19 protein-coding genes are annotated in these 22146 nt (G+C 63.8%); 9 read left to right on the top strand and 10 right to left on the bottom strand.

Annotated elements, in window-relative coordinates; translation table 11 throughout:
• Positions 1-450: 450 nt before the first annotated feature.
• The 3 genes from IF809_RS18590 (at position 451) to IF809_RS18580 (ending at position 5558) form a co-directional block, all read left to right on the top strand.
• A complete protein-coding gene (locus IF809_RS18590; RefSeq protein WP_462838153.1) occupies positions 451-3612 on the top strand; it encodes a DEAD/DEAH box helicase in 3162 nt (1053 codons plus the stop codon).
• 137 nt (positions 3613-3749) lie between these two features.
• Positions 3750-5087 (top strand): DUF2235 domain-containing protein, encoded by a 1338-nt coding sequence (locus IF809_RS18585; RefSeq protein WP_462838152.1) that lies wholly within the window; start codon positions 3750-3752, stop codon positions 5085-5087.
• Between the two features lie 219 nt (positions 5088-5306).
• Entirely contained in the window at positions 5307-5558 is a 252-nt protein-coding gene (locus tag IF809_RS18580) for a PilZ domain-containing protein (protein WP_128963588.1), read from the top strand.
• A 265-nt stretch (positions 5559-5823) separates the two neighbouring features.
• On the opposite strand, the gene IF809_RS18575 is transcribed toward IF809_RS18580, so the two are convergent.
• The 5 genes from IF809_RS18575 to cobS all read right to left on the bottom strand — a co-directional run bounded on the left by IF809_RS18575 (position 5824) and on the right by cobS (position 11752).
• Positions 5824-6234 carry a hypothetical protein gene (locus IF809_RS18575; protein ID WP_128963587.1) on the bottom strand — a complete coding sequence of 137 codons (411 nt, stop codon included), beginning with the start codon at positions 6232-6234 and terminating at the stop codon, positions 5824-5826.
• A gap of 135 nt (positions 6235-6369) precedes the next feature.
• Positions 6370-7482: an NADH:flavin oxidoreductase/NADH oxidase gene (locus IF809_RS18570; protein ID WP_462838151.1), complete on the bottom strand. Its 1113-nt coding sequence runs from the start codon at positions 7480-7482 to the stop codon at positions 6370-6372.
• A 238-nt stretch (positions 7483-7720) separates the two neighbouring features.
• On the bottom strand, positions 7721-8791 hold the full coding sequence (locus tag IF809_RS18565; protein ID WP_462838150.1) for an esterase-like activity of phytase family protein: 1071 nt from the start codon (positions 8789-8791) through the stop codon (positions 7721-7723).
• The gene (cobT, locus tag IF809_RS18560) at positions 8788-10692 is read right to left on the bottom strand and encodes a cobaltochelatase subunit CobT (RefSeq protein ID WP_453994433.1); all 1905 of its coding nucleotides are present in this window, start codon (positions 10690-10692) and stop codon (positions 8788-8790) included. Before cobT ends, IF809_RS18565 begins: the two co-directional genes overlap by 4 nt.
• Before the next feature lie 61 nt (positions 10693-10753).
• Positions 10754-11752 carry a cobaltochelatase subunit CobS gene (gene cobS, locus IF809_RS18555; RefSeq protein WP_092293052.1) on the bottom strand — a complete coding sequence of 333 codons (999 nt, stop codon included), beginning with the start codon at positions 11750-11752 and terminating at the stop codon, positions 10754-10756.
• A 296-nt stretch (positions 11753-12048) separates the two neighbouring features.
• On the opposite strand from cobS, the gene IF809_RS18550 reads away from it, so the two are divergent.
• Positions 12049-12708 (top strand): DedA family protein, encoded by a 660-nt coding sequence (locus tag IF809_RS18550; protein ID WP_128963583.1) that lies wholly within the window; start codon positions 12049-12051, stop codon positions 12706-12708.
• Between the two features lie 38 nt (positions 12709-12746).
• Here the strand turns inward: IF809_RS18550 and IF809_RS18545 are convergent, their stop codons facing one another.
• Positions 12747-13967 carry a citrate synthase gene (locus IF809_RS18545; RefSeq protein ID WP_462838149.1) on the bottom strand — a complete coding sequence of 407 codons (1221 nt, stop codon included), beginning with the start codon at positions 13965-13967 and terminating at the stop codon, positions 12747-12749.
• A gap of 82 nt (positions 13968-14049) precedes the next feature.
• Between IF809_RS18545 and IF809_RS18540 the strand changes: the two genes are divergently transcribed.
• Both IF809_RS18540 and IF809_RS18535 read left to right on the top strand, forming a co-directional pair.
• Positions 14050-15144, top strand: coding sequence for a citrate synthase/methylcitrate synthase (locus tag IF809_RS18540; protein ID WP_462838148.1), 1095 nt, complete (start codon positions 14050-14052; stop codon positions 15142-15144).
• Positions 15145-15307: 163 nt separating this feature from the next.
• Positions 15308-16348: an HWE histidine kinase domain-containing protein gene (locus IF809_RS18535; RefSeq protein WP_462838147.1), complete on the top strand. Its 1041-nt coding sequence runs from the start codon at positions 15308-15310 to the stop codon at positions 16346-16348.
• A gap of 102 nt (positions 16349-16450) precedes the next feature.
• Here the strand turns inward: IF809_RS18535 and IF809_RS18530 are convergent, their stop codons facing one another.
• Positions 16451-17083, bottom strand: a complete 633-nt coding sequence (locus IF809_RS18530) for a J domain-containing protein (RefSeq protein ID WP_128963579.1) — start codon at positions 17081-17083, stop codon at positions 16451-16453.
• Positions 17084-17190: 107 nt separating this feature from the next.
• Between IF809_RS18530 and IF809_RS18525 the strand changes: the two genes are divergently transcribed.
• Positions 17191-17460 (top strand): BolA family protein, encoded by a 270-nt coding sequence (locus IF809_RS18525; RefSeq protein WP_128969116.1) that lies wholly within the window; start codon positions 17191-17193, stop codon positions 17458-17460.
• A 163-nt stretch (positions 17461-17623) separates the two neighbouring features.
• On the opposite strand, the gene IF809_RS18520 is transcribed toward IF809_RS18525, so the two are convergent.
• The 3 genes from IF809_RS18520 to IF809_RS18510 are packed head-to-tail and all read right to left on the bottom strand — an operon-like array spanning position 17624 to position 20727.
• The gene (locus tag IF809_RS18520) at positions 17624-18928 is read right to left on the bottom strand and encodes an HlyC/CorC family transporter (protein WP_128963578.1); all 1305 of its coding nucleotides are present in this window, start codon (positions 18926-18928) and stop codon (positions 17624-17626) included.
• Between the two features lie 30 nt (positions 18929-18958).
• Positions 18959-20107 (bottom strand): 3-dehydroquinate synthase, encoded by a 1149-nt coding sequence (gene aroB / locus IF809_RS18515; protein ID WP_462838146.1) that lies wholly within the window; start codon positions 20105-20107, stop codon positions 18959-18961.
• Positions 20104-20727 (bottom strand): shikimate kinase, encoded by a 624-nt coding sequence (locus tag IF809_RS18510; protein WP_462838145.1) that lies wholly within the window; start codon positions 20725-20727, stop codon positions 20104-20106. The genes aroB and IF809_RS18510 overlap by 4 nt, the downstream gene beginning before the upstream one ends.
• A gap of 171 nt (positions 20728-20898) precedes the next feature.
• Here IF809_RS18510 and IF809_RS18505 point away from each other — a divergent pair, with 171 nt between their 5' ends.
• Together IF809_RS18505 and xerD are read left to right on the top strand one after the other, a co-directional pair.
• Positions 20899-21045 (top strand): hypothetical protein, encoded by a 147-nt coding sequence (locus IF809_RS18505; RefSeq protein WP_035669499.1) that lies wholly within the window; start codon positions 20899-20901, stop codon positions 21043-21045.
• Positions 21046-21062: 17 nt separating this feature from the next.
• Entirely contained in the window at positions 21063-22031 is a 969-nt protein-coding gene (xerD, locus tag IF809_RS18500; RefSeq protein ID WP_462838144.1) for a site-specific tyrosine recombinase XerD, read from the top strand.
• The last annotated feature ends 115 nt before the right edge of the window (positions 22032-22146 follow it).

Here is a 22146-nt window from a genome sequence, read left to right as displayed (position 1 = left end):
AAAGGCCTCGTTGCCAGGAGCAGACCTTGTTGGGTTGGTCGGGAACGCGGTTGGTGCTAGCCTACTGTTTGGTGAGGTGAAGACGTCCTCTGATCAGAACCAGCCTCCCGGCGTTGTGTCAGGTCGATCGGGTTTGGCTCATCAAATTGATACGCTCGCAAAGTCGATCGGTACGCAGGCGTCCTTAATAAGATGGCTTCATTCACGCTGTAAGGGGACAGCCCATTGGCCCCGATTTCAAGACGCGTGTACGCGTTACCTACAGTCGGGTGGAAAGGAAATAGCGCTGGTGGGTATCCTCCTTCGAGACACCAGCCCTCACGAAAACGATCTGCGAAGCCGAGGTCGAGCTCTATCGTCCCTGGAGCAGCCCCCAAGCGTAAGACTAGACGCTTGGTATACGCCTCGGCCGATTGCCGAATGGGTTGCGATCGTTACAGGTGATGCGCAATGACCCAGTGGATAACAGACGCATTGGGTGACGCGTCACTAGCCAATGCTACCACTCTCGTGAGCAGAGCTTTGCTTGCAGATGTAGCTGGCGTCGCCCGCCCCACATTGGACGACTCAGCTGGCTTTGTGGCCGAAAGTCTAGAACTCGCAGTATTTGGGCTCCTCGACGAACCCGACAAACGATCTGAGTTGCGTTCAACGGCAGAAAGAACGTTCGAAATTCTGCGAACCATTCGGTCCGATAGTGCAAGCTTGTCCGAGAAGGCCACCCTTCTCCTGCGCACAGCCTGCTATGGAGTTCTTGCGGATCGAACTCCTGATGTTTCTCGATTTCTGAAGGATACATCGCTTCCCGAGTTGGCAACCGATTTCTCCAATTGGGGAGAGGCAGTCAGAAACAATGTTGCGGTCATCTGGCTAAAGCTCCTTCGTAAGAAGGGCTGGGAAGACTTGGACTCTGTGTTGGAAGCAGTGGTATCGCTCCGCCAAGCGCAGACGGATCACGAAAGTAGCTACCTCGAGGCGAGAGGCAGTCAGTCCAGAAGCGCCGCGTGGGAGCTGATCGCAATATATCATCTTGCAAAAGCAGCAGAGATATTGGCGACGTATTCGACGCAAGGTTCAGTTGCGGGCGTGTATAACATCCGCGAACAACTCGAGGGCCAATTCGATAGGAGCACTGTTGCCTGTGAACGCGCGGAGCTCTTTGAGCTTTTTGGACTAACAAAGCTCTTAGCTCGAACTGCAGAGCAGATGGTCGCTAACAGCATTTGGACGGTTACTCGGGCTGTGAATAGTCGAGTTTCGCGTTTCGTTGCTCGTCTTGTTGACCGGGCGAACCAGAAGCCTCTCTTCGAGATGCTTCCACCTCAACGCATAACGCTTCGCGAGCAAGGACTTCTGGGCTCTGGTCATCGGGCTGTCGTTGTTAGCCTTCCAACTTCGAGCGGCAAGACGCTCATCGCTCAATTCAGGATCTTGCAGGCCCTGAACCAATTTGATGGCGAAAGGGGATGGGTTGTGTATTTGGCTCCGACCCGAGCCCTCGTCAATCAAATCTGCGCCCGACTGCGAAGAGACTTCGAGCCGCTAGGGGTCGTAGTCGAGCGAGTTAGCCCAGCGCTAGAAATTGACGGCGTCGAAGCAGAAATCTTGGCAACTCGTAGTGTGGAACAAGAATTTCGCATTCTTGTAGGGACGCCAGAGAAAATCGATCTCCTCTTGCGCGGGGGATGGGAAGCAAAGATCGGGCGCCCACTCACTTTGGTGGTTGTCGATGAAGCGCACAACCTATCGCAAGGCCAGCGAGGAATTCGCCTTGAACTCCTTTTGGCAACAATAAACCGCGAGTGTAGATACTCTCAGTTCTTGCTGCTTACGCCCTTTATCAGCAACAGCGCGGAAGTTGCCAGATGGCTTTCTCCCGATAGCAACGCCGACATTGGCGTGCAGTTCGAGTGGAAGCCAAACGATCGCGCAATTGCAATTGCTCAGCCAAGGAAAGGTGACAAGGCCGGCGACTTTACCCTAGGTCTGTCAACCGTCCATACGAGCAAGGAAACTATCGACATAGCGGATGAGTTAGAACTGTGCGCAGGTCGCCCATTGGGACTGACATGGTCAGAAGTTCGAAGCTCCCTACTGAAGACATCTGCCGTTACGGCTCATTGCTTGAATCGAAGGGGCACAACGATAGTTGTCGCCAGCAAGATTCCCCACACCTGGACGATAGCGCGAACCCTATCTAAAGGCTTAGCTAAAGAATCGACCGGGACAATCAAGGCAACCTCTGAAGACATCGAATTTGTTCGAAACTTCGTCGGCGACGAGTTTGGCTCCGACTTTGAATTGCTCGACTTCTTAAAAAACGGAATCGGGCTGCATCATTCCGGGTTGTCGGACGAGATCCGCGTACTGATGGAATGGCTCGTTGAACGCGGCCAATTATCTTCTCTCGTTGCCACAACCACAATTGCACAGGGCGTCAATTTTCCGGTTTCTGGCGTGGTGCTCGCTGGGCATCAGTATCCCTATGGCGTGGATATGCCGCCGGAAGATTTCTGGAACTTGGCAGGTCGAGCAGGACGAGCCGATCAAGCTGGTCTTGGCGTGGTGGCCCTTGCTGCTACTGACGAAGAGAGAGCAGAGAACCTAAGAGGTTACGTCGGGAGAAACGTCTCAAACCTAAACTCTCTTCTCGTAACAATGGTGACCAACGCTCTCACGAGGTCAAACGGGAATTTGGAGTTACGGACCTTGTTCCACATGAAGGAGTGGTCGGCATTCCTTCAATACCTTGCGCATTCGTATCGCCAAATTGGAGACCACAGCACGTTTGCTTCTCAAATCGAACAGATATTGAGGGGCAGTTTTGGCTTCCAGAAAATCCGTCAACAGAGTACCGCCACCGCAAATGCGCTCGTCAACGCGGTGCAGAGATACGCAGTTATCCTGCGCGGGAAACCGCTCTCGCTAGTGGATAGCACCGGATTTTCGTGGGAGAGTGTTAGCCGGGCCTTAGCCGGTGTACGCGAGCAGAACTTTCGCCCCGAGATGTGGACCAATGATCAACTCTTTCGTGATGGAAACTCAGATCTAGCACGGGCTTTTGGTGTCTTGTTCAAGGTACCGGAGATTCGATCTGAACTCAGCGAAGCAATCTCCGGCAAAGGAGCCGATAGTGATCTTCTGGCTAGAATTGTAAAAGATTGGGTTCAAGGGGCTTCCATACCCGAGATAGCGAATAGCTATTTCCCAAGCGAAGAGGACAAGACCGAGTCGATCACCAATGCCTGCAGGAGTGTTTACGGTAACCTGATTCAAACAGCCTCTTGGGGGTTGTCCGCACTCCAGAGTTTGACAATTGGATCGACGCTTGAGGAACTCAGCGCCGAACAGCAACGTACGGTTCGCAATTTGCCTTCAAGAATCTATTATGGCGTAAACTCTGACGCCGCGATCGACCTGCGCCTCCTTGGCGTTCCGCGAAAGGCAGCACAGCCTTTGGCAGATGCGATGGCCGGGGGGCAGGCCGCGAACGGGATCGCAAATATTCGGGTACGACTCAACGCACTCACTCCCGAGGGATGGGAAGCGGCATTGGGCCCCAAGGGAAAAACATACAGAAAGGCTTGGCGAGTTATCGAAGGACGGGAGTAGTCCGCTATCCCAATTTGACGTCTCGCTAATCGGCTCGAATTCTAGGAATTTATTGGACCACGGAATTTCGCGTCGATAGTCCCCGTATTTTATTTCCGCTATACTCGCCCCGGTAGCATCACCCGGAGGCGCAGCCCATGGAGCACTCGGCCAACCCCTCGCCCAAGAACCTCGTCATTTGCTGTGACGGCACCGGCAACGAGATTTCGGAGAACATCTCCAACGTCCTGAAGCTCTATCGCTGCCTGCGCAAGACGGAGAAGACATCGCCGCGGCAGATGGTGTTTTACGATCCCGGGGTCGGCACGGTGACGGAGCCGTCGACCTGGAACAGGTGGAAGGCCAACATCAAGCTGGTGCTGGGGCTCGCCACCGGCTACGGGCTCGATGACAACGTGCTCTCGGCCTATTGCTTCCTCGTCGAGCATTATGCGCCCGGCGACAGGATCTATCTGTTCGGCTTCTCGCGCGGGGCCTACACGGTGCGCGTGCTGGCGGGGCTGATCCACAAGGTCGGGCTGATCTCGCCGGAGCAGGCGAACCTCGCAGGCTCGGGCCTCGTCGCCTACAAGCAATATTCCGGCACCGGGCACGGCAACGACATCGAGGATCTCAAGGACATCACCGTCGACGAGCAGGGGCCGCTGCCGAAGGACGCCTTCGACCTCGCCGCGCAGTTCGCGCGCATCACCTCGACGCGCTGGCCGACCATCCACTTCATCGGCGTCTGGGACACGGTGGCGAGCGTGATCGTGCCGCGGCGCGACGTTTTCTTCCTGGTGTTCAGCCTGGAGGAGCTCGCCTTCACGCTGCGCAACCCGAGCGTCGCCATCTTCCGCCAGGCGATCGCGATCGACGAGCGGCGCCGCATGTTCCGCCTGAAGGCGTATGAGGAGCCGCAGGAATACTGGAGCCACCGCTACGTGCCTGACGAGAAGAAGGTGGCGCAGGACATCATGCAGGTGTGGTTCGCCGGCGTGCATTGCGACGTCGGCGGCGGCTATCCGGAGGTCGAGAGCGCAGAGTCGAAATGGCCGCTGATCTGGATGATCGAGGAGGCGACGAAGGCGGGGCTGAACTTCAACCCGGCGACCGTGAACCAGCTCGCCTGGGGCATCCAGCGCAAGAACTCGCCGTTCAAATACGTCGGGCCCGCCTACACCGGCGAAGCGGCGCGCCTGCACGATTCCATGAGCGCGGCCTGGCGCGTGCTGGAATTTCTGCCGAAGAGCGCGACCTACAAGGAATGGCCTGAGCGGAAGGTGGTGGCGGGTTTCTACATCCCCGACTGCGAGCCGCGCGTCATTCCCGAAGGCGCGCATGTGCACGAGAGCGTGCTGAAGCGGATGGCGGTGGATGCGGCCTATCGGCCGGTGAACATGCCGAAGGAGTACGTGACCGTGCCGATGCCGGTGCCGCCGGGGGTGGACCTGGCGGCCGGCGGGGAGCGGGACGGGGTGATGGAGGGGGTGTGACGGGAGGATGTGCGGAGTGAGGCGGCAGGCTCGCGCCACACCACCAGCGTCGTCCTGGCCGGTATGCAATTGCGCGCTTCCCCCCACCCCGCTACCGCCGCTTTCTCTACCCGCCGCTACTTTTCATTAAAATTCTCCGGCCCGCTTTAGCGTGATCGCATCACCTTTCGTGCATGCTGGGAATCCGACCGCGAGAAAGAGCAGCGGAGTGGAGGAGACGTGCCGCAATTTCCCCGCAGATTTGCCCGCGTGAAACCCGCAGGCCTGGTGTCCCGCCAGGCCAAGATCATCACCGACCCGCGCGCGCCGGTGATCCCCTGCACGCTGATCGACTATTCGCCCGGCGGGGCCTGCGTCGATCTCGGCGGACAGGTGAAGATCCCCGACCGCTTCGAGCTCTTGCACGTCAACACCAAGAAGCGCTGCCGCATCGCGTGGAAGCGCGGCACGCGGGTGGGCGTGGTGTTTTAGGGGGGCAGCGGCGGGACTGACTTTCACCATCGTGAACCGAGGGACGTAGCCCAGCACTCCGCTCGGCTCCCTCCCCCCTTGTGGGGGAGGGTTGGGGAGAGGGGTGGCTCAGCAAATGGTGCTGGTTGCGAGCGAGAGGCGATAACGGGTCGAGGCTTAACTCGATAGAGCACGTCGTGGGGTACCCCTCTCCCTAGCCCTCCCCCACAAGGGGGGAGGGAACGCAGTGTGCATGCGGCACGACCGTCCTCAACAACAACCGAAGTTACACCTTCCGCATCCTGGCCTTGGCGCCGGCGATGATCTGCATGGCGACGCCGGCGATCCATGCGAACAGGGTTAGCCAGCTCAAGCTCATATGCGGCTCGAGCCGCAGCACGATCACGGCGACGGAGACGAACGCGGTGACGGTGGCGAACAGGGTGCCGGCGGCGCTGAGGAATTCCGCGGCGTCGATATGGCTGTGCGCATCGTCGAACGGCATCTGCGGCGTGTCGATGCCGAGATAGAAGCCGATGCCGCCGAGCAGCATCATCAGCAGCAGGAAGCCCTGCGTGGTGAGCTGGGGAATCGCCGAGCCGACGTCGGCGCCGACGAACAATCCGCACGCCGCGCCCGCCACCGCGAGGCCGACACGCTCGAAGATGTGGGCAGCTTTGCGGACAGGATAACGCATGACGCACCTCGGCTGGCGTTGAGCTTGCCATGAGGTTAGGCCGGTTTCGGCCGGAGCGGAAGCTGAGGGATGTTACGGATGCGTGAGGCGGCTATGTCCCCCTCTCCCCGCTTGCGGGGAGAGGTGAAGAAGACATCATCGCGCGCCGAACGTGGTCTTGCCGAACAGCGCCTTCTGCGTGGACGGCTGCGAGCGCCAGTATTGCGGGGGCGCCTCGACTTCGCCGCCGAGCTCGGCGGCGGCGTGCCAAGCCCAGCGGGGGTCGTAGAGCATGCCGCGGGCGAGCGCGACCATGTCGGCCTTGCCTGAGGCCACGATCTCCTCCGCCTGCCTGGGCTCCGTGATCAGGCCAACCGCCATGACAGGCAAGCCGGTCTCGCGCTTGATGGCCTCCGCAAACTGCACCTGGTAGCCGGGGCCGAGCGCGATCTTCTGCAGCGGCGAGACGCCGCCGGAGGAGGCATCGATCCAGTCGACGCCGCGCGCCTTCAGCGCTTTCGCGAATTCGATGGTCTGCGCGAGGTCCCAGCCGCCCTCGACCCAATCGGTCGACGACACGCGCATGCCGACGGGCTTGTGGTGCGGGAAGACGGCGCGGACCGCGTCGTAGATCTCGAGCGGGAAGCGCATGCGATTTTCAAGCGAGCCGCCATACTCGTCAGTGCGCTTGTTGGAGAGCGGCGAGAGGAATTGATGCAGGAGATAACCGTGCGCGCCGTGCAGCTCGATCGCATCGATGCCGATGCGCTCCGCGCGCTGCGCCGCGTCGACGAAGGCCTCGCGGATGCGCTTCAGGCCGCTCGCATCGAGCGCGACCGGCGCGGCCTCGCCGTCCTTGTGCGGGATCGCGGACGGCGCCACGGTCTGCCAGCCGCCTTCGCTTGTTGGAATGAGCTGGCCGCCGTCCCAGGGCCGCGCGCTGGAGGCCTTGCGGCCGGCATGGGCGAGCTGCATCGCGATGGCGGTGGAGGAATGCTTGCGCACCGAGGTGAGGATCTGCTTCAGCGCGGCTTCCGAGGCATCGCTGTAGAGCCCGAGGCAGCCCGGCGTGATGCGGCCGATCGCCTCGACATGGGTCGCCTCGATGCAGAACATCGCCGCGCCCGACAGCGCCAGATTGTTGATGTGGGTGAAATGCCAGTCGGTGGGCACGCCGTCTTCGGCCGAATATTGGCACATCGGCGACACCACGATTCGGTTCTTCAGGGTGAGGCCGCGCAGCTTGATCGGGGAAAACAGGGCGCTCATGCGGGGAAATCCGGCTGGGAGGGATGGAAGCGATTGCATGAAGTTTAGTAGGCGAGCCGCGAATTGCGAGATGCGCGCGCAGCATGGCGGATGGCGGGGCCATGCATTGCGGGTGAGGGTTTTGGCCGTCTCCACTCGTCATTGCGAGCGCAGCGAAGCAATCCAGGCTGCCTCCGCGGAAAGATTCTGGATTGCTTCGTCGCTGCGCTCCTCGCAATGACGGGAGGGAGAGACCGCCCTAATCCACCAGCGTGAACTGCAGCAGCAGCGTGCGCTGGAGCATCGAGAAATTATCGTCCGACACGAGCGTCAGCACGGTCTCGCCCTCGGCGGTGACGTGGGCGTCGATGCCTTCCATGTTGTCGACCTCGTGGCCGAGATCGGCCTCGAACAAGACGGGGCCGTCGACCACCGCGCCCGGCGCGATCGATCTCAGGGGGATCGAGCGGATGCGGATGTTGATGCCGGTGAACCAGGAGAATTTGCGTTCGAGGATCAGGAGCTCGCCCGAGGGCAGCAGCACGGCGTCGCTGATGAACTGCTTGTCTGTACGCTTGACGCTGAACTGGCCCGGCGAGGCGCCGCCGATGAGGAAGCCGATCAGATTGCCGTCGGCGTCGAAGCCGCCTTCCGATAGCGCGATCAGCGTGCCCGCGAGCGGCTGGCTTTTCATGTCCCGGGGCACGAACACCAGTGCCTCCAGCCCCTTGTTGTAGGGCAGCTTGCGGATGGCTGAAGGCGTCGGCACCACCTCGCCGCGGGCGCTGGTGCCGCCGCGCGCGAAATCGAAGCGCATGATCTGGTTGACGCGCTCGAGCCCGACATAAACCGCCGAGCCGTCGCGCGCGAGCGACTCGGTGTCGTACCAGAGCCGCTTCTCGGTGATCGGCCGTCCCTCGCTGTTGAGGATCGGCGCGGCCTCGACGTCGTCGAGCCCGACCATCTTGCCGTTGGCGTAGCGGATCGCGCCGGTGAACCAGGTGCCCTGGTCGGACAGCGCAAGGAAGCGCTCGCCCTTATCATCGAGAAAGCGGAAACCCGAGAGGCCGCCGAAGCCGCGATGCGGCGAGGTCAGGACGAGGCCGCTGCGATATTGCAGGGCGCCGAAGCGCACGCGCGCGCGGTCGCGCGGCTCGAAATTGGGAATCGGCCGGGCGTTGACCTCGATGCCGACAGGCGCGGTGACGGTGTGCTCGGCCTGCGCCGGTTTCGGCGCGGCCTGCGCCAGCGCGGAACGAGACAGAGCGAGAGTGGAAAATCCCGCCGCCGCGTGGCCAAGAAAGAAGCGGCGGGATTGATGTGTGCTCACGAATGCAATTTGCGTCGCGGGCGACTGGGGGCTTGCGTGGGCGCCGTGTTGGTCTCGCTGAAGAGTTCGGCGAGCTTTTCGGTGATGGCGCCGCCGAGCTCTTCGGCGTCCACGATCGTCACCGCGCGGCGGTAGTAGCGCGTCACGTCATGGCCGATGCCGATCGCGATCAGCTCGACCGGCGAGCGGGTCTCGATCTCCTCGATGATGTGGCGCAGGTGCCGCTCGAGATAATTGCCGGGATTGACCGACAGGGTGGAATCGTCGACCGGCGCGCCGTCCGAGATCATCATCAGGATCTTGCGCTGCTCGGGCCGGCCGAGCAGGCGCTTGTGCGCCCAGTCGAGCGCCTCGCCGTCGATGTTCTCCTTCAGCAGCCCCTCGCGCATCATCAGCCCGAGATTTTTCCGCGCACGGCGCCACGGAGCATCCGCCGACTTGTAGATGATGTGGCGGAGATCGTTGAGGCGGCCGGGATTGGCCGGCTTGCCGGCGGCCAGCCACGCCTCGCGCGATTGCCCGCCCTTCCAGGCGCGCGTGGTGAAGCCCAGGATCTCGACCTTGACGCCGCAACGCTCCAGCGTGCGGGCGAGGATGTCGGCGCAGGTGGCGGCGACCGTAATGGGCCGTCCGCGCATCGAGCCGGAATTGTCGAGCAGCAGCGTCACCACGGTATCGCGGAAGGTCGCCTCCTTCTCGTGCATGAAGGACAGCGGATGATAGGGATCGGTGACGACGCGCGACAGGCGCGCGGGGTCGAGGATGCCCTCTTCGAGGTCGAACTCCCAGGCGCGGTTCTGCTGGGCCATCAGCTTGCGCTGCAGGCGGTTGGCGAGGCGGGCGACGATGCCTTGCAGATGCGCCAGCTGCTTGTCGAGATAGGCGCGCAGCCGCTCCAGCTCGTCATGGTCGCAGAGATCCTCGGCGGCGATGATCTCGTCGAACTTGGGCGCGAAGGCGTGATATTCCGGCCCGCGCGGCTCGTTCTTGCCGTGCTGGTTCGGACGCGTCGCCTCGCCCGGCGTCTCGTCGTCGCCGAGCTCGCCGTCGTCGAAGGTGTCCGAGGTCGAGGCCTGCGCGCTTTCCATCGCGCTCTCGCTCATCTCCTCGCTGGAGGCCTGCGCCTGATCGGCGCTCATCTCCTGCGCGGCGTCGGAATCGGGCGAGCCCTCCGCGCCGGACTGATCGTTGTCGCCGTCCTGGTTCTCGTCGTTGTCGTCGTTGTCCTCGCTGTCGGCATTGCGCTCGTCGCCGAGCTCCAGCGCGGTGAGGAGGTCGTGCACGGCATCGCCGAACTTGGTCTGGTCCTCGACCACGCCGTCGAGCCGGTCGAGCCGCTTGCCGATCTTGTCTTCGAGGATCGGGCGCCAGAGATCGACCATCTTCCTTGCAGCCGCCGGCGGCGCCAGACCCGTCAGGCGCTCGCGCACCAGCATGGCCAGCGCATCAGCGAGCGGCGCATCGGCGCGGTCGGTGATCTCGTCGAACTTGCCGCGATGAAAATGGTCGTCGAGCATCGCGGTGAGGTTCTTCGCAACGCCCGCCATGCGGCGCGCGCCGATCGCCTCGACCCTCGCCTGCTCCACCGCCTCGAACACGCCGCGCGCCTGCGGATTGCCGGGCATCAGCTTGCGATGCACCTTGGGATCGTGACAGGCGATCTTGAGCGCGATCGAGTCCGCGTGGCCACGCACGATCGCGGCATCGCGCTTGGTCATCTTGCGCGCGGGCTCGGGCAGGCGAGCCTTGCCCGGCGCGAGGCCCGGGCGCTCCGCCGCGAACGACACGTCGAGCTCGGGCGTCTTCGCGATCGCCTTCAGGCAGGAGGCCACCGAGCGCTTGAACGGCTCGGTCGGCGCTTCCTTGGTGTTGCGGAATTTGGAGTTGGAGGTGGTGCTCATCTGATCTCACCGTCGTCCCAGCCGGTGCGCGATTGCGCACGGGCCGGGACGATCTCGAACTTTAGCTGAGCGCCACGTTGACTGCCGATTCCGGCAGCTCCGCGTTGAAGCAGCGCTGGTAGAACTCGGCGACCAGGGGACGCTCGAGCTCGTCGCACTTGTTGAGGAAGGTGACGCGGAAGGCGAAGCCGATATCGCCGAAGATGTCGGAGTTCTCCGCCCAGGTGATCACCGTGCGCGGGCTCATCACCGTCGACAGATCGCCATTGGCGAAAGCGTTGCGGGTGAGATCGGCAAGGCGCACCATCTTGTTGACGATGTCGCGGCCTTCCTGGGTGCGATAGTGCTTGGCCTTGGCCAGCACGATCTCCACTTCCTCGTCGTGGCTGAGATAGTTCAGCGTGGTGACGATCGACCAGCGGTCCATCTGGCCCTGGTTGATCTGCTGGGTGCCGTGATAGAGGCCCGAGGTATCGCCGAGGCCGACCGTGTTGGCGGTCGCGAACAGGCGGAACGCCGGGTGCGGCTTGATCACCTTGTTCTGGTCGAGCAGCGTCAGGCGGCCCGAGACTTCCAGCACGCGCTGGATCACGAACATCACGTCCGGGCGGCCGGCGTCGTATTCGTCGAACACCAGCGCGACGTTGTGCTGCAGCGCCCAGGGCAGGATGCCGTCACGGAATTCGGTGACCTGCTTGCCGTCGCGGACCACGATGGAATCCTTGCCGACGAGGTCGATACGGCTGATGTGGCTGTCGAGGTTGACGCGCACGCAGGGCCAGTTCAGGCGGGCGGCGACCTGCTCGATATGGGTGGATTTGCCGGTGCCGTGATAGCCGGTGACCATCACGCGGCGGTTGCGGGCAAAGCCGGCGAGAATGGCAAGCGTGGTGGCGCGGTCGAAGCGGTAGTCGGAATCGACTTCAGGGACGTGAGGATCGACTTCGGAATAGGCCGGCACTTCGAGATCGCTGTCGATCCCGAACACCTGGCGCACCGACACCTTCATGTCGGGCAAACCGGAAACTTCCTCAACTTTGGACATGGCGGCGGTCGTCATCAATCCTCCGAGGTCCCGGGCGATCCCGAGACCAGTTATTTGCACGTTGGCTGCGGCTGGGTGCGGCTGCGAACCTATCAGAGACAACGTGCCGGCAGAAGCCTGCGCCCCAATCAAAGTTCCGTTGTCTTTTCATTTAGATAGGCAAGGAACGCGATTTTGGGAAGGCTGCCCTGCAAATCTCGCCCAAATTTCGCCCCGGAGTGACGCCCTGCCCAAGCGGATGGCACTTTCATCGCTCAACCTTACTTATGTAGGGTCTGAACCCGAATGCCCCAGCCCGCTACAGAGACCTCGTGACGTCCTTTCTTGATCCCCTGATCTCCTTCGTTTCAGTCCACGCGTGGCTGGCCTACCTGACCCTGTTCCTGGCGGCGCTGCTCGAGGCGGTGCCGGTGGTGGGATCAGTGATCCCCGGCTCGACCATCATCCTGGCGCTGAGCGCCCTGGTTCCCGGCGGCGAGCTGAAGCTGCAATGGGTGCTGCTGGCGGCCGCCATCGGCGCCGTGCTCGGCGATGGCTCGGCCTACTGGCTGGGACACCGGCAGCAGCGCGAGATTCTCAACACCTGGCCGCTGAGCAACTATCCGCGCGTGGTGCAGGAGAGCGAGAGCTTCTTCCACCGCTTCGGCACCTGGGCCGTGTTCTTCGCCCGCTTCGTGCCGCCGATCCGCGCCTTCGTGCCCGTGACCGCCGGTGCGCTCGATATGGCGCCGGCGAAATTCTACGCGGTCAACATTCCCGCAATCCTGGTCTGGGCGCCGGCCCATGTGCTGCCGGGCGTGCTCGCGGTCTCTGCGCTGCACGAATATGCCGGGCTCCACCACCATGATCACGTCGGCAAGCATATCTGGATCTTGACCGTGGTGGCGACGGCGGTGGTCGGCGGCTTCGGCGTTTGGCTGTACCACCGCCGACAAAATGGCATCGCCGCGACGGCCAAGCCGCGGGCTTAGTTGACGACAGCGGCAGGCATGGCGCGTTCCCGGTTTTTCTAACCCGCAGCCCCCGCCCGCCGTCCCGGCGCCGGTCCCACATACCTTGCCCTTGGCCGGATCAGCTTGCCGAACTGTAATTGCTCGCTCGCATGCGCGATCCAGCCGACGCTGCGGGCCATCGCGAACAGCGCGAGCTCGCTGCCGACGGGCAGGCGCAGCGCGTGCACGAGCACGGCGAGCACGTAATCGATATTGACGAACTCGCCGGTCGCTTCCGCGATCCGCTCCGGCACTTCCTTGGTGAATTTGCGCGGCGCGCCGGCGCGCGCCAGGGCATTCAAGAGCGATTGCGCGCGGGGATCGCCGCGCTTGTAGACCCCATGGCCAAAGCCGGGAAAGCGCTCGCCGAGCGCCACGCGCTCGCGCACCATCGGCTCGACGTCGCGATCGATCAGCGTCTTGACGAGCTGCGAGGCCAGCACGCCGGCGCCGCCGTGCTTCGGACCTTTCAGCGCGGCAAGACCGGCGATGACGGCATCGTAGAGACTGAGCCCGGTCGAGGCCGCGCAGCGCGCCGTGAATGTCGAGGCGTTCAGCTCGTGATCGGCCAGCAGTACCAGCGCGCGGCGGATCAGGTCGGGCGCGTGCTTGTTGTCAGGAGCCCAGGCGCGCGCGATCTGCTGATGCAGCGGCTCGGATGACGGTTCGGCATTCAGCATCGTGGCAACAAGCAGCCGGACGATGCGTGCGCCGACCATGGCGCGGCCATCGGGTGCGCGGGTGAACGCGCGGGAATCGGCGCTGGTCGCCAGCGCGAGCACGGCGATGGCGCGGTCGATCGGCGCGGCGCGGCGCGCAGCGTCCGCAATCGCGCGCATCTCGTCGGAGAACTTCGGCTGGTTGTCGGGCGCGAAGGGATCGACGTCGGCGACGTCCCAGAGCAGCGTCGCGGTGTGCTCCAGCGTGTCACGTTCCGAAAGATCGACGCAGTTGACGCCGCGATAGATCGCGCCCTCCTCAGTGATGGTCGAGATCTCCGTGTCCATGACGGGCAAATCGGCGTCGAAGCTGCGCAGGCCGCGCGGCTCCGGCGACGGCACGCGCCGCTCTTTCAGCGCGCGCACGTCCTCGGCGCGGTAGCGGTTCTTGCGCGAGTCCGGGGTCGGCTCGGAGCGGATCAGTCCGCGGCTGACATAGGCGTAGAGCGTGGCCGGCGAGATCGCGAGCTCGGCCGCCGCTTCACGGGCGGACAGGTAGAGGCCTTCCGAATTTTTCATATTGATTGATGTAATCAAGATTGATCAATCTGTCGAGAGGCCCGAATTTCTCTTCGTGCAGTGCAAAAAGGGAGATTGGGCCATGAACATCCACCTCACCAAAAGCCAGATCGGGCTGGACGGCGTTCCCGCGGCCGAGACGGTGCTGAGCCATGTCGACGGCGAACGCGGCGAACTGATCATCGCCGGCGAGCATGTCGGCCGCCTCGCGGCCGCCTCCAGTTTCGAGGGCGTCACCGCCCGGCTCTGGAACGGCGCCAGGAAGACTGCCCTCACCGAAGCCAATGTACGGGCGAGCCTGGGCGCGGCGCGCGAACGCGCCTTTGCCCGCCTGCCGCAGTTGCTGGCAGCGACGCAAGGCATGGGCATCATCGACGGCTTTCGTGCCGCCGTCGCGGGACTTCGCGCCGAGCCCGGGCTCGAGCACGAGGCGACCATCGTCGGCGCGTTCCCGGTCATTGCGGGCGCGCTGGTCCGGCGCGCGAAAGGGCTCGACCCGGTCGCCCCCGATCCGACCGTGAGCCATGCCGCAGATACGCTGCGCATGCTGCACGGGCGCGCACCGGCCGCGCGCGAAGTCACCGCGCTCGATGCCTATCTCGTCACCGCGAGCGACCATGGCATGAACGCTTCGACCTTTACCGCGCGCGTGGTGGCCTCGACGCAGGCCGATCTGTTCGCCGCCGTCACCGCCGGCTATTGCGCGCTGACCGGTCCGCTGCATGGCGGCGCACCGGAGCCGGTGCTGGAAATGCTGGACGCCATCGGCACGCGCGAACGCATCCAGCCCTGGGTCGATGCAGCACTGGCGCGCGGCGAGCGGATGATGGGCTTTGGTCACCGGGTCTATCGCGTCCGCGATCCACGCGCCGACGTGCTCAAGACCGCGGTGGAGGCGCTTGCGTCGAACGGCACCGATTTGCCGTTTGCCGGCGAGGTCGAGGCCTATATCCGCGCAGCCTTGCGCAAGAAGAATCCGGAGCGGCCGCTGGAGACCAATGTCGAGTTCTTCACCGCGATTCTGCTCGATGCGCTTGCGATCCCGCGCCAGGCCTTCACGCCGATCTTCGCGGTGGCGCGCGCCGCAGGTTGGACCGCGCATGCGCGCGAGCAGCAGCGCACCGGGCGGCTGATCCGGCCAAGCTCGTCCTATGTCGGGGCGATGCCGGAGGCGTGAGACGATTTGGCGAACATGAGTAAGGGCGACGGCGGAGCTGCGCTCCGCCGTCGGACGCGACGTCCTGATCGGATCGCTGAAGGAGCCGGTACATCGTCAACGAGCACCCTGGAACATACGCGCGTCCGGCGCATTGCCAGATCTGGCCCCGCAGAGGAACGCAATGCTGGACTTGTTTGGACATGCGGACGAGGCCAGAATCGGCGAGATCGCCGCCGGCTATACGGCGAGCCGGCTCGAGGTTGGATCCGAGTCCGAGAAGCGGTTCCGGGACCTGCTCCAGGCGCTGCCCGCCGCGATCTACACGACCGATGCAACCGGCCGCATCACGTTCTTCAATCAAGCCTGCATCCACTTTGCCGGACGTACGCCGGAAATCGGCGCGATGTGGTGCGTGACATGGAAGCTCTATCTTCCTGACGGCACGCCACTTCCCCACGACGAATGCCCGATGGCCGTCGCGCTCAAGGAGAACCGGCCGGTGCGCGACGTCGAGGCTGTGGCGGAACGGCCGGACGGCTCCCGGATCTGGTTCGTGCCATATCCGACACCGCTGCGGGACGAGCGTGGCCGACTGGTTGGCGCAGTGAACATGCTGGTCGACATCACCTCTCGCAAGCAGGCCGAGCAGCGGATGATGCTGCTCACATCCGAGGTCGACCACCGCGCGAACAATCTGCTTGCAGTGTCTCAGGCCATGCTGCGGTTGACGAAGGCGGATACCGCTGAAGAGTTTCAGGCCGCATTTGCGGGCCGGCTCAGCGCACTTGCCAACGTGCAGCGACTGTTCTCTGCCTCGCGCTGGACAGGTGCGAACCTGAAGACCATCGTGGAAGAAGAACTGCGGCCGTACGCGAGCCCGGACGGCGAGCGGATCAAAATGGCGGGAGAGGACGTGCATCTGCCGCCTACTCTGGCGCAGTCGATCGCGGTCGCGCTGCACGAACTGGCGACCAACGCCGCCAAATATGGTGCGCTGTCGATGCCTTCGGGCCGGCTGGAGATTCGCTGGGAGACCGATGGCGCGGAGCCTCTCGTGCTGCGCTGGTCGGAAAGCCGCGGTCCCCGGGTCAACGAGCCGCCGAAGCGCAAGGGCTTTGGAATCGGCGCCGTCGACGGCATCGTCCGGACATTACGGGGAAAGGTGACGCGGCAGTGGCGCCCGGAAGGACTGCTATGCGAACTGTCCTTGCCGCAAACGTAGACCAAGCCGGGATGAGACCGAGGCGAACCGCGGTCGAGCTTTCGCTCATTGTGTGAGCATGATCTTTCCGGAAAGCCGTTTCATGCTTTTCCGGATCATGCCCTAGGCCTCCCGCACCACCGTCTTCAGATAATTATACGCCTTGATGATCTCGATCAGGCGATCCTCAGTGGAGCGGTCGCCGCCATTGGCGTCGGGATGGTGCTGCTTGACCAGCGCCTTGTACTTGGTCTTGACGTCGGCGAGCGTGGCACTGGGGCCCAGGCCCATGACCTGAAGCGCCTTGCGCTCGGCATTCATCACCTTGCGCGTTTCCGGCTTGGGCTCCGCTTCGGGGCCCTTGCGCCAGCTCGCGCGCCCGTTGATCTCGCTGAACATGCTGAACGGATCGGACGCCATGTCGATCTCGGCTTCCGCACCCTTCTTGCCGCCATTGGCGCCCATCTTCCAGGTCGGACGATGGCCGGTCAGCGCATCCTTCTGGTAGCGCGCGACGGCGTCGGCATTCATGCCGGAGAAAAAATTGTAGTTCTGGTTGTATTCGCGCACGTGATCCAGGCAGAAGTGCCAGTACTCGCGCTGGTTCTCGCGTCCCTTCGGCGCACGGTGCGCGCCCTTGTTCTGACACCCGGCCCACTCGCAGGCGACCACGGTCTCGCGCGGCTTCGCTTCGGGCTGCTTGCCCCGCGGCTTCACGCGGATGGAGTCGAAGAACTTTGATGAATCGATCGGCATGGCTGACTTTGACTACGCAATGCAAAAACCTTCAAGTCTTGACATTGCAATTAGCGGCAAACCCGGCAAATAACGGGAGAACGAATTCTGCACCCGAATGGCACAACATGGCTATGCGAGACACTATCAGCAACAAGTTGCAGGAAGCTTTCACGCCGGAAAGCCTGCAAGTCGTCGACGAGTCACATTTGCATGAGGGCCATGCCGGTCATCGGCCGGGCGGCGAGACGCACTTCCGCGTCTATATTGTATCTGAAGCCTTCAAAGGGAAGAGCCGCGTCGATCGCCATCGCATGATTAATTCGGCGCTGGCTGCGGAACTCTCCGGCAGCGTGCATGCGCTGGCGATCCAGGCGCAGGCGCCGGGGGAAGGCTGAGGCCTTCGCGCTCGCCTGAGGAGCTTCGCGGCTCGTCAAAAACAGCCGTCATGCCCGGGCTTGTCCCGGGCATCCACGTTCTTTATGCGGCAAGTAAGATGTGGATGGCCGGGTCAAGCCCGGCCACGACGACGTCGATATTGAGCGGCCCAAAGCTGCTGCGTCAGAACGACGTCCCCGCCCGTCTTGGCTTCGCCTCTTCCATCTCGGCTTCGCGCGGGACCGGTGAAATACGGAGCGCGGTGATGCGGTTGCGTTCGCGGCGGAGGACGCGGAAGCGGAAGCCGTGGAAGGTGAAGCTCTGGCCGCGGTCGGGAATCGAGCGCGCCTCGTGAATCACGAGACCGGCAACCGTGGTTGCTTCCTCATCGGGCAGGCGCCAGTCCATGGCGCGGTTGAGGTCGCGGATCGGCACCGAGCCGTCGACCACGACGGAACCATCAGGCTGGGCGCGCACGCCAGCGACGACGACGTCGTGCTCATCGGAGATGTCGCCGACGATCTCTTCCAGAATGTCTTCCAGCGTCACCAGACCTTCGACCTCGCCGTACTCGTCGACAACCAGTGCGAAATGGGTTTTTCGCCGGCGGAATGCCTTGAGCTGCTCCGACACCGGGCGCATCTCCGGCACGAACCACGGCGGCAGCGCGATGGTGGAGACGTCGATGCGCGAGGTGTCGCCGTCGGACGCGCGTATCGCGCGCAGGAGGTCCTTGGCGTGGAGCACGCCGATGATGTTTTCCGGCTTCTCGCGCCAGAGCGGAATGCGGGTGTATTCGGTCGCCAGCACTTCGCGCACCAGCTCCTCCGGAGGCAGATCGGCGTTGATCATCATCATCTCGGTGCGATGGATCATGACGTCGGAAACCTGGAGTTCGCGCAGGTCGAGCAGGCCGCCGAGCATGTCGCGGTCCTGCTTCTCGACCTTGCCCTCGTGATGCAAGAGGTCGACGGCGCCGCGCAGGCGTTCGGTCGGCGACAGGATCGCCTGGTGCTCGCCGGCGAGGCCGAAACCGCGCATCAACAGGCGCACGATGACTTCCACCACCCGCAGCAGCGGCCCCAGCACGTACATCGTCAGCCGCATCGGACGCGCAACGGCGAGCGCCATGCGGTCAGGCGCGTTGATGGCGATGGTCTTGGGCAGCACTTCCGCGAAGATCACGACCAGCGCCGTCATCACGCCGGTGGCGTAGAGCACGCCGACATCGCCGAACCAGGCGGTGAAGATCGAGGTCGCGAGCGCGGAGGCCGTGATATTGGCGATGTTGTTGCCCAGCAGCAGCGCGCCGATCAGGCGCTCGCGCATGTCGAGCAGCTGCGAGACGACGTCGGCATCGCGATTGCCCTGCTTGGACAGCCGCAGCATGCTGGCGCGCGAAGCGCCGGTCAGCGCGGTCTCGCTCGCGGCGAAGAAGCCGGACACCAGCAGGCAGATGATGACGATAGTGAAGCCGAGCCAGTCCATGAATCACTCAACAGCCATGCAGCCACGCAATCACGCCTTGATAGCGAGCTTGTCCTTCAGGAAGTCACGCACCGGCGCCGGCTCGACGTCCCTGGCGATGACGGCACGCCCCACCGCCTCCAGCAGGATGAAAGTGAGCTTGCCGCGCTTGACCTTCTTGTCCTGCGCCATCAGTGCCATCAGCGCGTCGGCATCGGCAAGGCCCTCCTGCGCGAAGCCGGCGATGTCCTGCAGGCGTGTCGGAAGGCCGGCCTCGATGAGGTGACGCTCGACACGGATGGCGTCAGCCTCGCCGATCATGCCGAGCCTCGCCGAGAACTGTGCGGCCAGCGTCATGCCGATCGCAACGCCCTCGCCGTGGAACAGGCGATCGGAGAAACCGGTCGCGGCTTCCAACGCGTGGCCGAACGTGTGGCCCAGATTGAGCAGCGCGCGCTCCCCGGTCTCGCGCTCGTCGCGCGAGACGACGCCTGCTTTGGCGCGGCAGGAGGTCGCGATCGCGTGCTCGCGCGCCGAGCCGCCCTTGAAGATGTCGGCATGGTTCTTCTCCAACCAGGTGAAGAAGGCCTCGTCGCCGAGCACGCCGTATTTGGCGACCTCGGCATAGCCGGCGCGGAATTGCCGCGGTGACAGCGTGTCGAGCACGGCGGTATCGGCAATCACCAGCACCGGCTGGTGGAAGGCCCCTAGCAGATTCTTGCCCTGCGGCGAGTTGATGCCGGTCTTGCCGCCGACGCTGGAATCGACCTGCGCCAGCAGCGAGGTCGGCACCTGCACGAAATCGACGCCGCGGCGCAGGATCGCCGCAGCAAAGCCGGCGAGATCGCCGACGACGCCGCCGCCGACCGCGATGACCAGATCGTTGCGCTCGATCCTGGCAGCGATCAGGGCTTCGCTGACTCTTTCCAGCCCCGCATAGGTTTTGGAGATCTCGCCTTCCTCAACCACGACACGTGACGTTGGAATGCCGGCCGCGGCAAGCGAAGCCTCGGTCGGCTCCAACCAGTATTTTGCGACGGTGCGATCGGTGACGATGGCGGTGCGCACACCGGGACGCAATGCGGCAACGCGTTCGCCGAGCGAGGACAGCACGCCGCGGCCGATGACGATGTCATAGGCGCGATCACCGAGCGCGACATCGACGTTGATGGGGTCGGAATGCTTCAGGGGCGCGGTCATCGAACGGCACTCGCAAGGTCGGCAGGAGGTTGGGCGGCCGGCTCGCCGCAGAGATAAGCGTGCAGCGTTGCGATGGTCTCATCGACGATCCGGTCATGCGGCACATCGCGCGAGGCGATGGTGAGGTCGGCATGGCTGTAGACCGGCTCGCGCTCGGTGAGCAGGCGCGTCACGGTTCCCTCCGGGTCGGCGGTCTGCAGCAGCGGACGGTCGGCGCGGCGGCGCACGCGGCGCATGATGACGTCATGGTCGGCCTTGAGCCAGATCGAGATCGCCTTGGCCGCGATGCGCCCCCGCGTCTCCTCGCGCATGAAGGCGCCACCGCCGGTCGCCAGCACCACCGGTCCGCCATCGAGCAGGCGCGCGATCACCCGCGCCTCACCGTCGCGGAAATGCGGCTCGCCATGGCGCTCGAAGATCTCCGGTATGGTCATGCCAGCCGCCGCCTCGATCTCGGTGTCGGCGTCGACGAAGGGCAGCTTGAGGCGTGCCGCCATGCGGCGGCCGATGGTCGATTTGCCGACGCCCATCATGCCGACCAGCACGATCGAGCGTGTTCCGAGCGCCGACAGGATGTCGGCCTCGGGGCTCGCTTGTGCTGGCAACACGGCGTCGGACATGATTTGGCTCGATTGGATCCCGCTCGATCTGCCGCCAAAGGCGGCATCCGGGCCACCTATACGACCCCCTCGGGGCCCTCGCCAGAGGACTCTTGCTATGACCCGGCGAACATGTTGGATGATTTCATTGGTTAATTTGCCCGTTCAAGACCCTCCTCGAGACCTTGCCCGATGCCCAGCCTGTTCCGCTTCCTGACGGTCGTCGCCGTGATCGCCGGCATCGTCTATGGCGTGGTGTTCGCGCTGGCCAACTTCGTCAATCCGAAGCCGCGGGAAATGACGGTGACGATCCCGCCGGATAAATTTCTCAAGAAATAGGACCTAGCCTGAAGGGCATGCGCAAATCCTCCGCCAGCAAGCCCTCGGACGCCAAGCTCACCGGCCTGTTCCTCGACATGCTCGCGGCGGAACAGGGCGCCGGGCCCAACACGCTCGATGCCTACAGGCGCGACCTCACCGATTTCTCCGAGTTTCTCGGCCGCGTCGGCCACAGCTTTGTGGACGCGGAGACGCAAATCCTGCGCGACTATCTCGGCGATCTCGATGCGCGCGGCTTCAAATCCTCCAGCGTCGCGCGGCGGCTGTCGGCGATGCGGCATCTGTTCCGCTTTCTGCTGAACGAGCGCATCCGGACCGAAGATCCCGCCGCAATCCTGTCAGGCCCCAAGCGCGGCCGCGGCCTGCCGAAGGTGCTGTCGATATCAGATGTCGACCGCATGCTCCGGCGCGCCAAGGAAATGAGCGAGGCGGCGGACGCCTCGCCGTCGCAGCGGTTGCGGGCCTTGCGGCTCTATTGTCTGCTCGAGGTGCTCTACGCCACGGGCCTGCGCGTCTCCGAGCTGGTATCGCTGCCGCGCTCGGCGGCCAAGCGCGACGCGCGCATGATCGTGGTGCGCGGCAAGGGCGACAAGGAGCGCCTGGTGCCGCTGAACGAGGCCGCGCGCCAGGCCATGGCGGATTATCTCGCCGCGACGGAGGCCGCAAAGGGCGAGAAGCAGGGCAGCCTCGCCGCCTCGAAATGGCTGTTTCCCTCCTTCGGCGAGAGCGGTCACCTGACGCGGCAACATTTCGCCCGCGACTTGAAGGAGCTCGCGGTCGCCTCGGGCCTGCAGGCCCGGCTGGTTTCCCCGCACGTGCTGCGGCACGCCTTTGCCAGCCACTTGCTCCACAACGGCGCCGATTTGCGCATCGTGCAGACCCTGCTCGGCCATACCGACATCTCGACCACCCAGATCTACACCCACGTGGTCGAGGAGCGGCTGAAGAGCCTGGTGCGCGATCTGCACCCGCTGGCGGAGAAGTAGGTGTCCGTGCCCTGCGCGCGGGTGCGCTCCCTCGCCCGCTTGCTGGGGAGGGCTGGGGAGAGGGTGTTTCCGCACCGGGACACTCCCCAAGAGGAAAGAACCCTCACCCGGCGCT

It is taken from the genome of Bradyrhizobium sp. UFLA06-24, assembly GCF_054967145.1.
This window is presented reverse-complemented; position numbering and strand designations above follow the sequence as displayed.

Coding starts and splice junctions, on each gene's coding strand:
- IF809_RS18590 (WP_462838153.1), top strand. CDS start 451: ATGACCCAGTGGATAACAGACGCATTGGGTGACGCGTCACTAGCCAAT.
- IF809_RS18585 (WP_462838152.1), top strand. CDS start 3,750: ATGGAGCACTCGGCCAACCCCTCGCCCAAGAACCTCGTCATTTGCTGT.
- IF809_RS18575 (WP_128963587.1), bottom strand. CDS start 6,234: ATGCGTTATCCTGTCCGCAAAGCTGCCCACATCTTCGAGCGTGTCGGC.
- IF809_RS18570 (WP_462838151.1), bottom strand. CDS start 7,482: ATGAGCGCCCTGTTTTCCCCGATCAAGCTGCGCGGCCTCACCCTGAAG.
- cobT (WP_453994433.1), bottom strand. CDS start 10,692: ATGAGCACCACCTCCAACTCCAAATTCCGCAACACCAAGGAAGCGCCG.
- cobS (WP_092293052.1), bottom strand. CDS start 11,752: ATGACGACCGCCGCCATGTCCAAAGTTGAGGAAGTTTCCGGTTTGCCC.
- IF809_RS18545 (WP_462838149.1), bottom strand. CDS start 13,967: ATGAAAAATTCGGAAGGCCTCTACCTGTCCGCCCGTGAAGCGGCGGCC.
- IF809_RS18540 (WP_462838148.1), top strand. CDS start 14,050: ATGAACATCCACCTCACCAAAAGCCAGATCGGGCTGGACGGCGTTCCC.
- IF809_RS18535 (WP_462838147.1), top strand. CDS start 15,308: ATGCTGGACTTGTTTGGACATGCGGACGAGGCCAGAATCGGCGAGATC.
- IF809_RS18530 (WP_128963579.1), bottom strand. CDS start 17,083: ATGCCGATCGATTCATCAAAGTTCTTCGACTCCATCCGCGTGAAGCCG.
- IF809_RS18525 (WP_128969116.1), top strand. CDS start 17,191: ATGGCTATGCGAGACACTATCAGCAACAAGTTGCAGGAAGCTTTCACG.
- IF809_RS18520 (WP_128963578.1), bottom strand. CDS start 18,928: ATGGACTGGCTCGGCTTCACTATCGTCATCATCTGCCTGCTGGTGTCC.
- aroB (WP_462838146.1), bottom strand. CDS start 20,107: ATGACCGCGCCCCTGAAGCATTCCGACCCCATCAACGTCGATGTCGCG.
- IF809_RS18510 (WP_462838145.1), bottom strand. CDS start 20,727: ATGTCCGACGCCGTGTTGCCAGCACAAGCGAGCCCCGAGGCCGACATC.
- IF809_RS18505 (WP_035669499.1), top strand. CDS start 20,899: ATGCCCAGCCTGTTCCGCTTCCTGACGGTCGTCGCCGTGATCGCCGGC.
- xerD (WP_462838144.1), top strand. CDS start 21,063: ATGCGCAAATCCTCCGCCAGCAAGCCCTCGGACGCCAAGCTCACCGGC.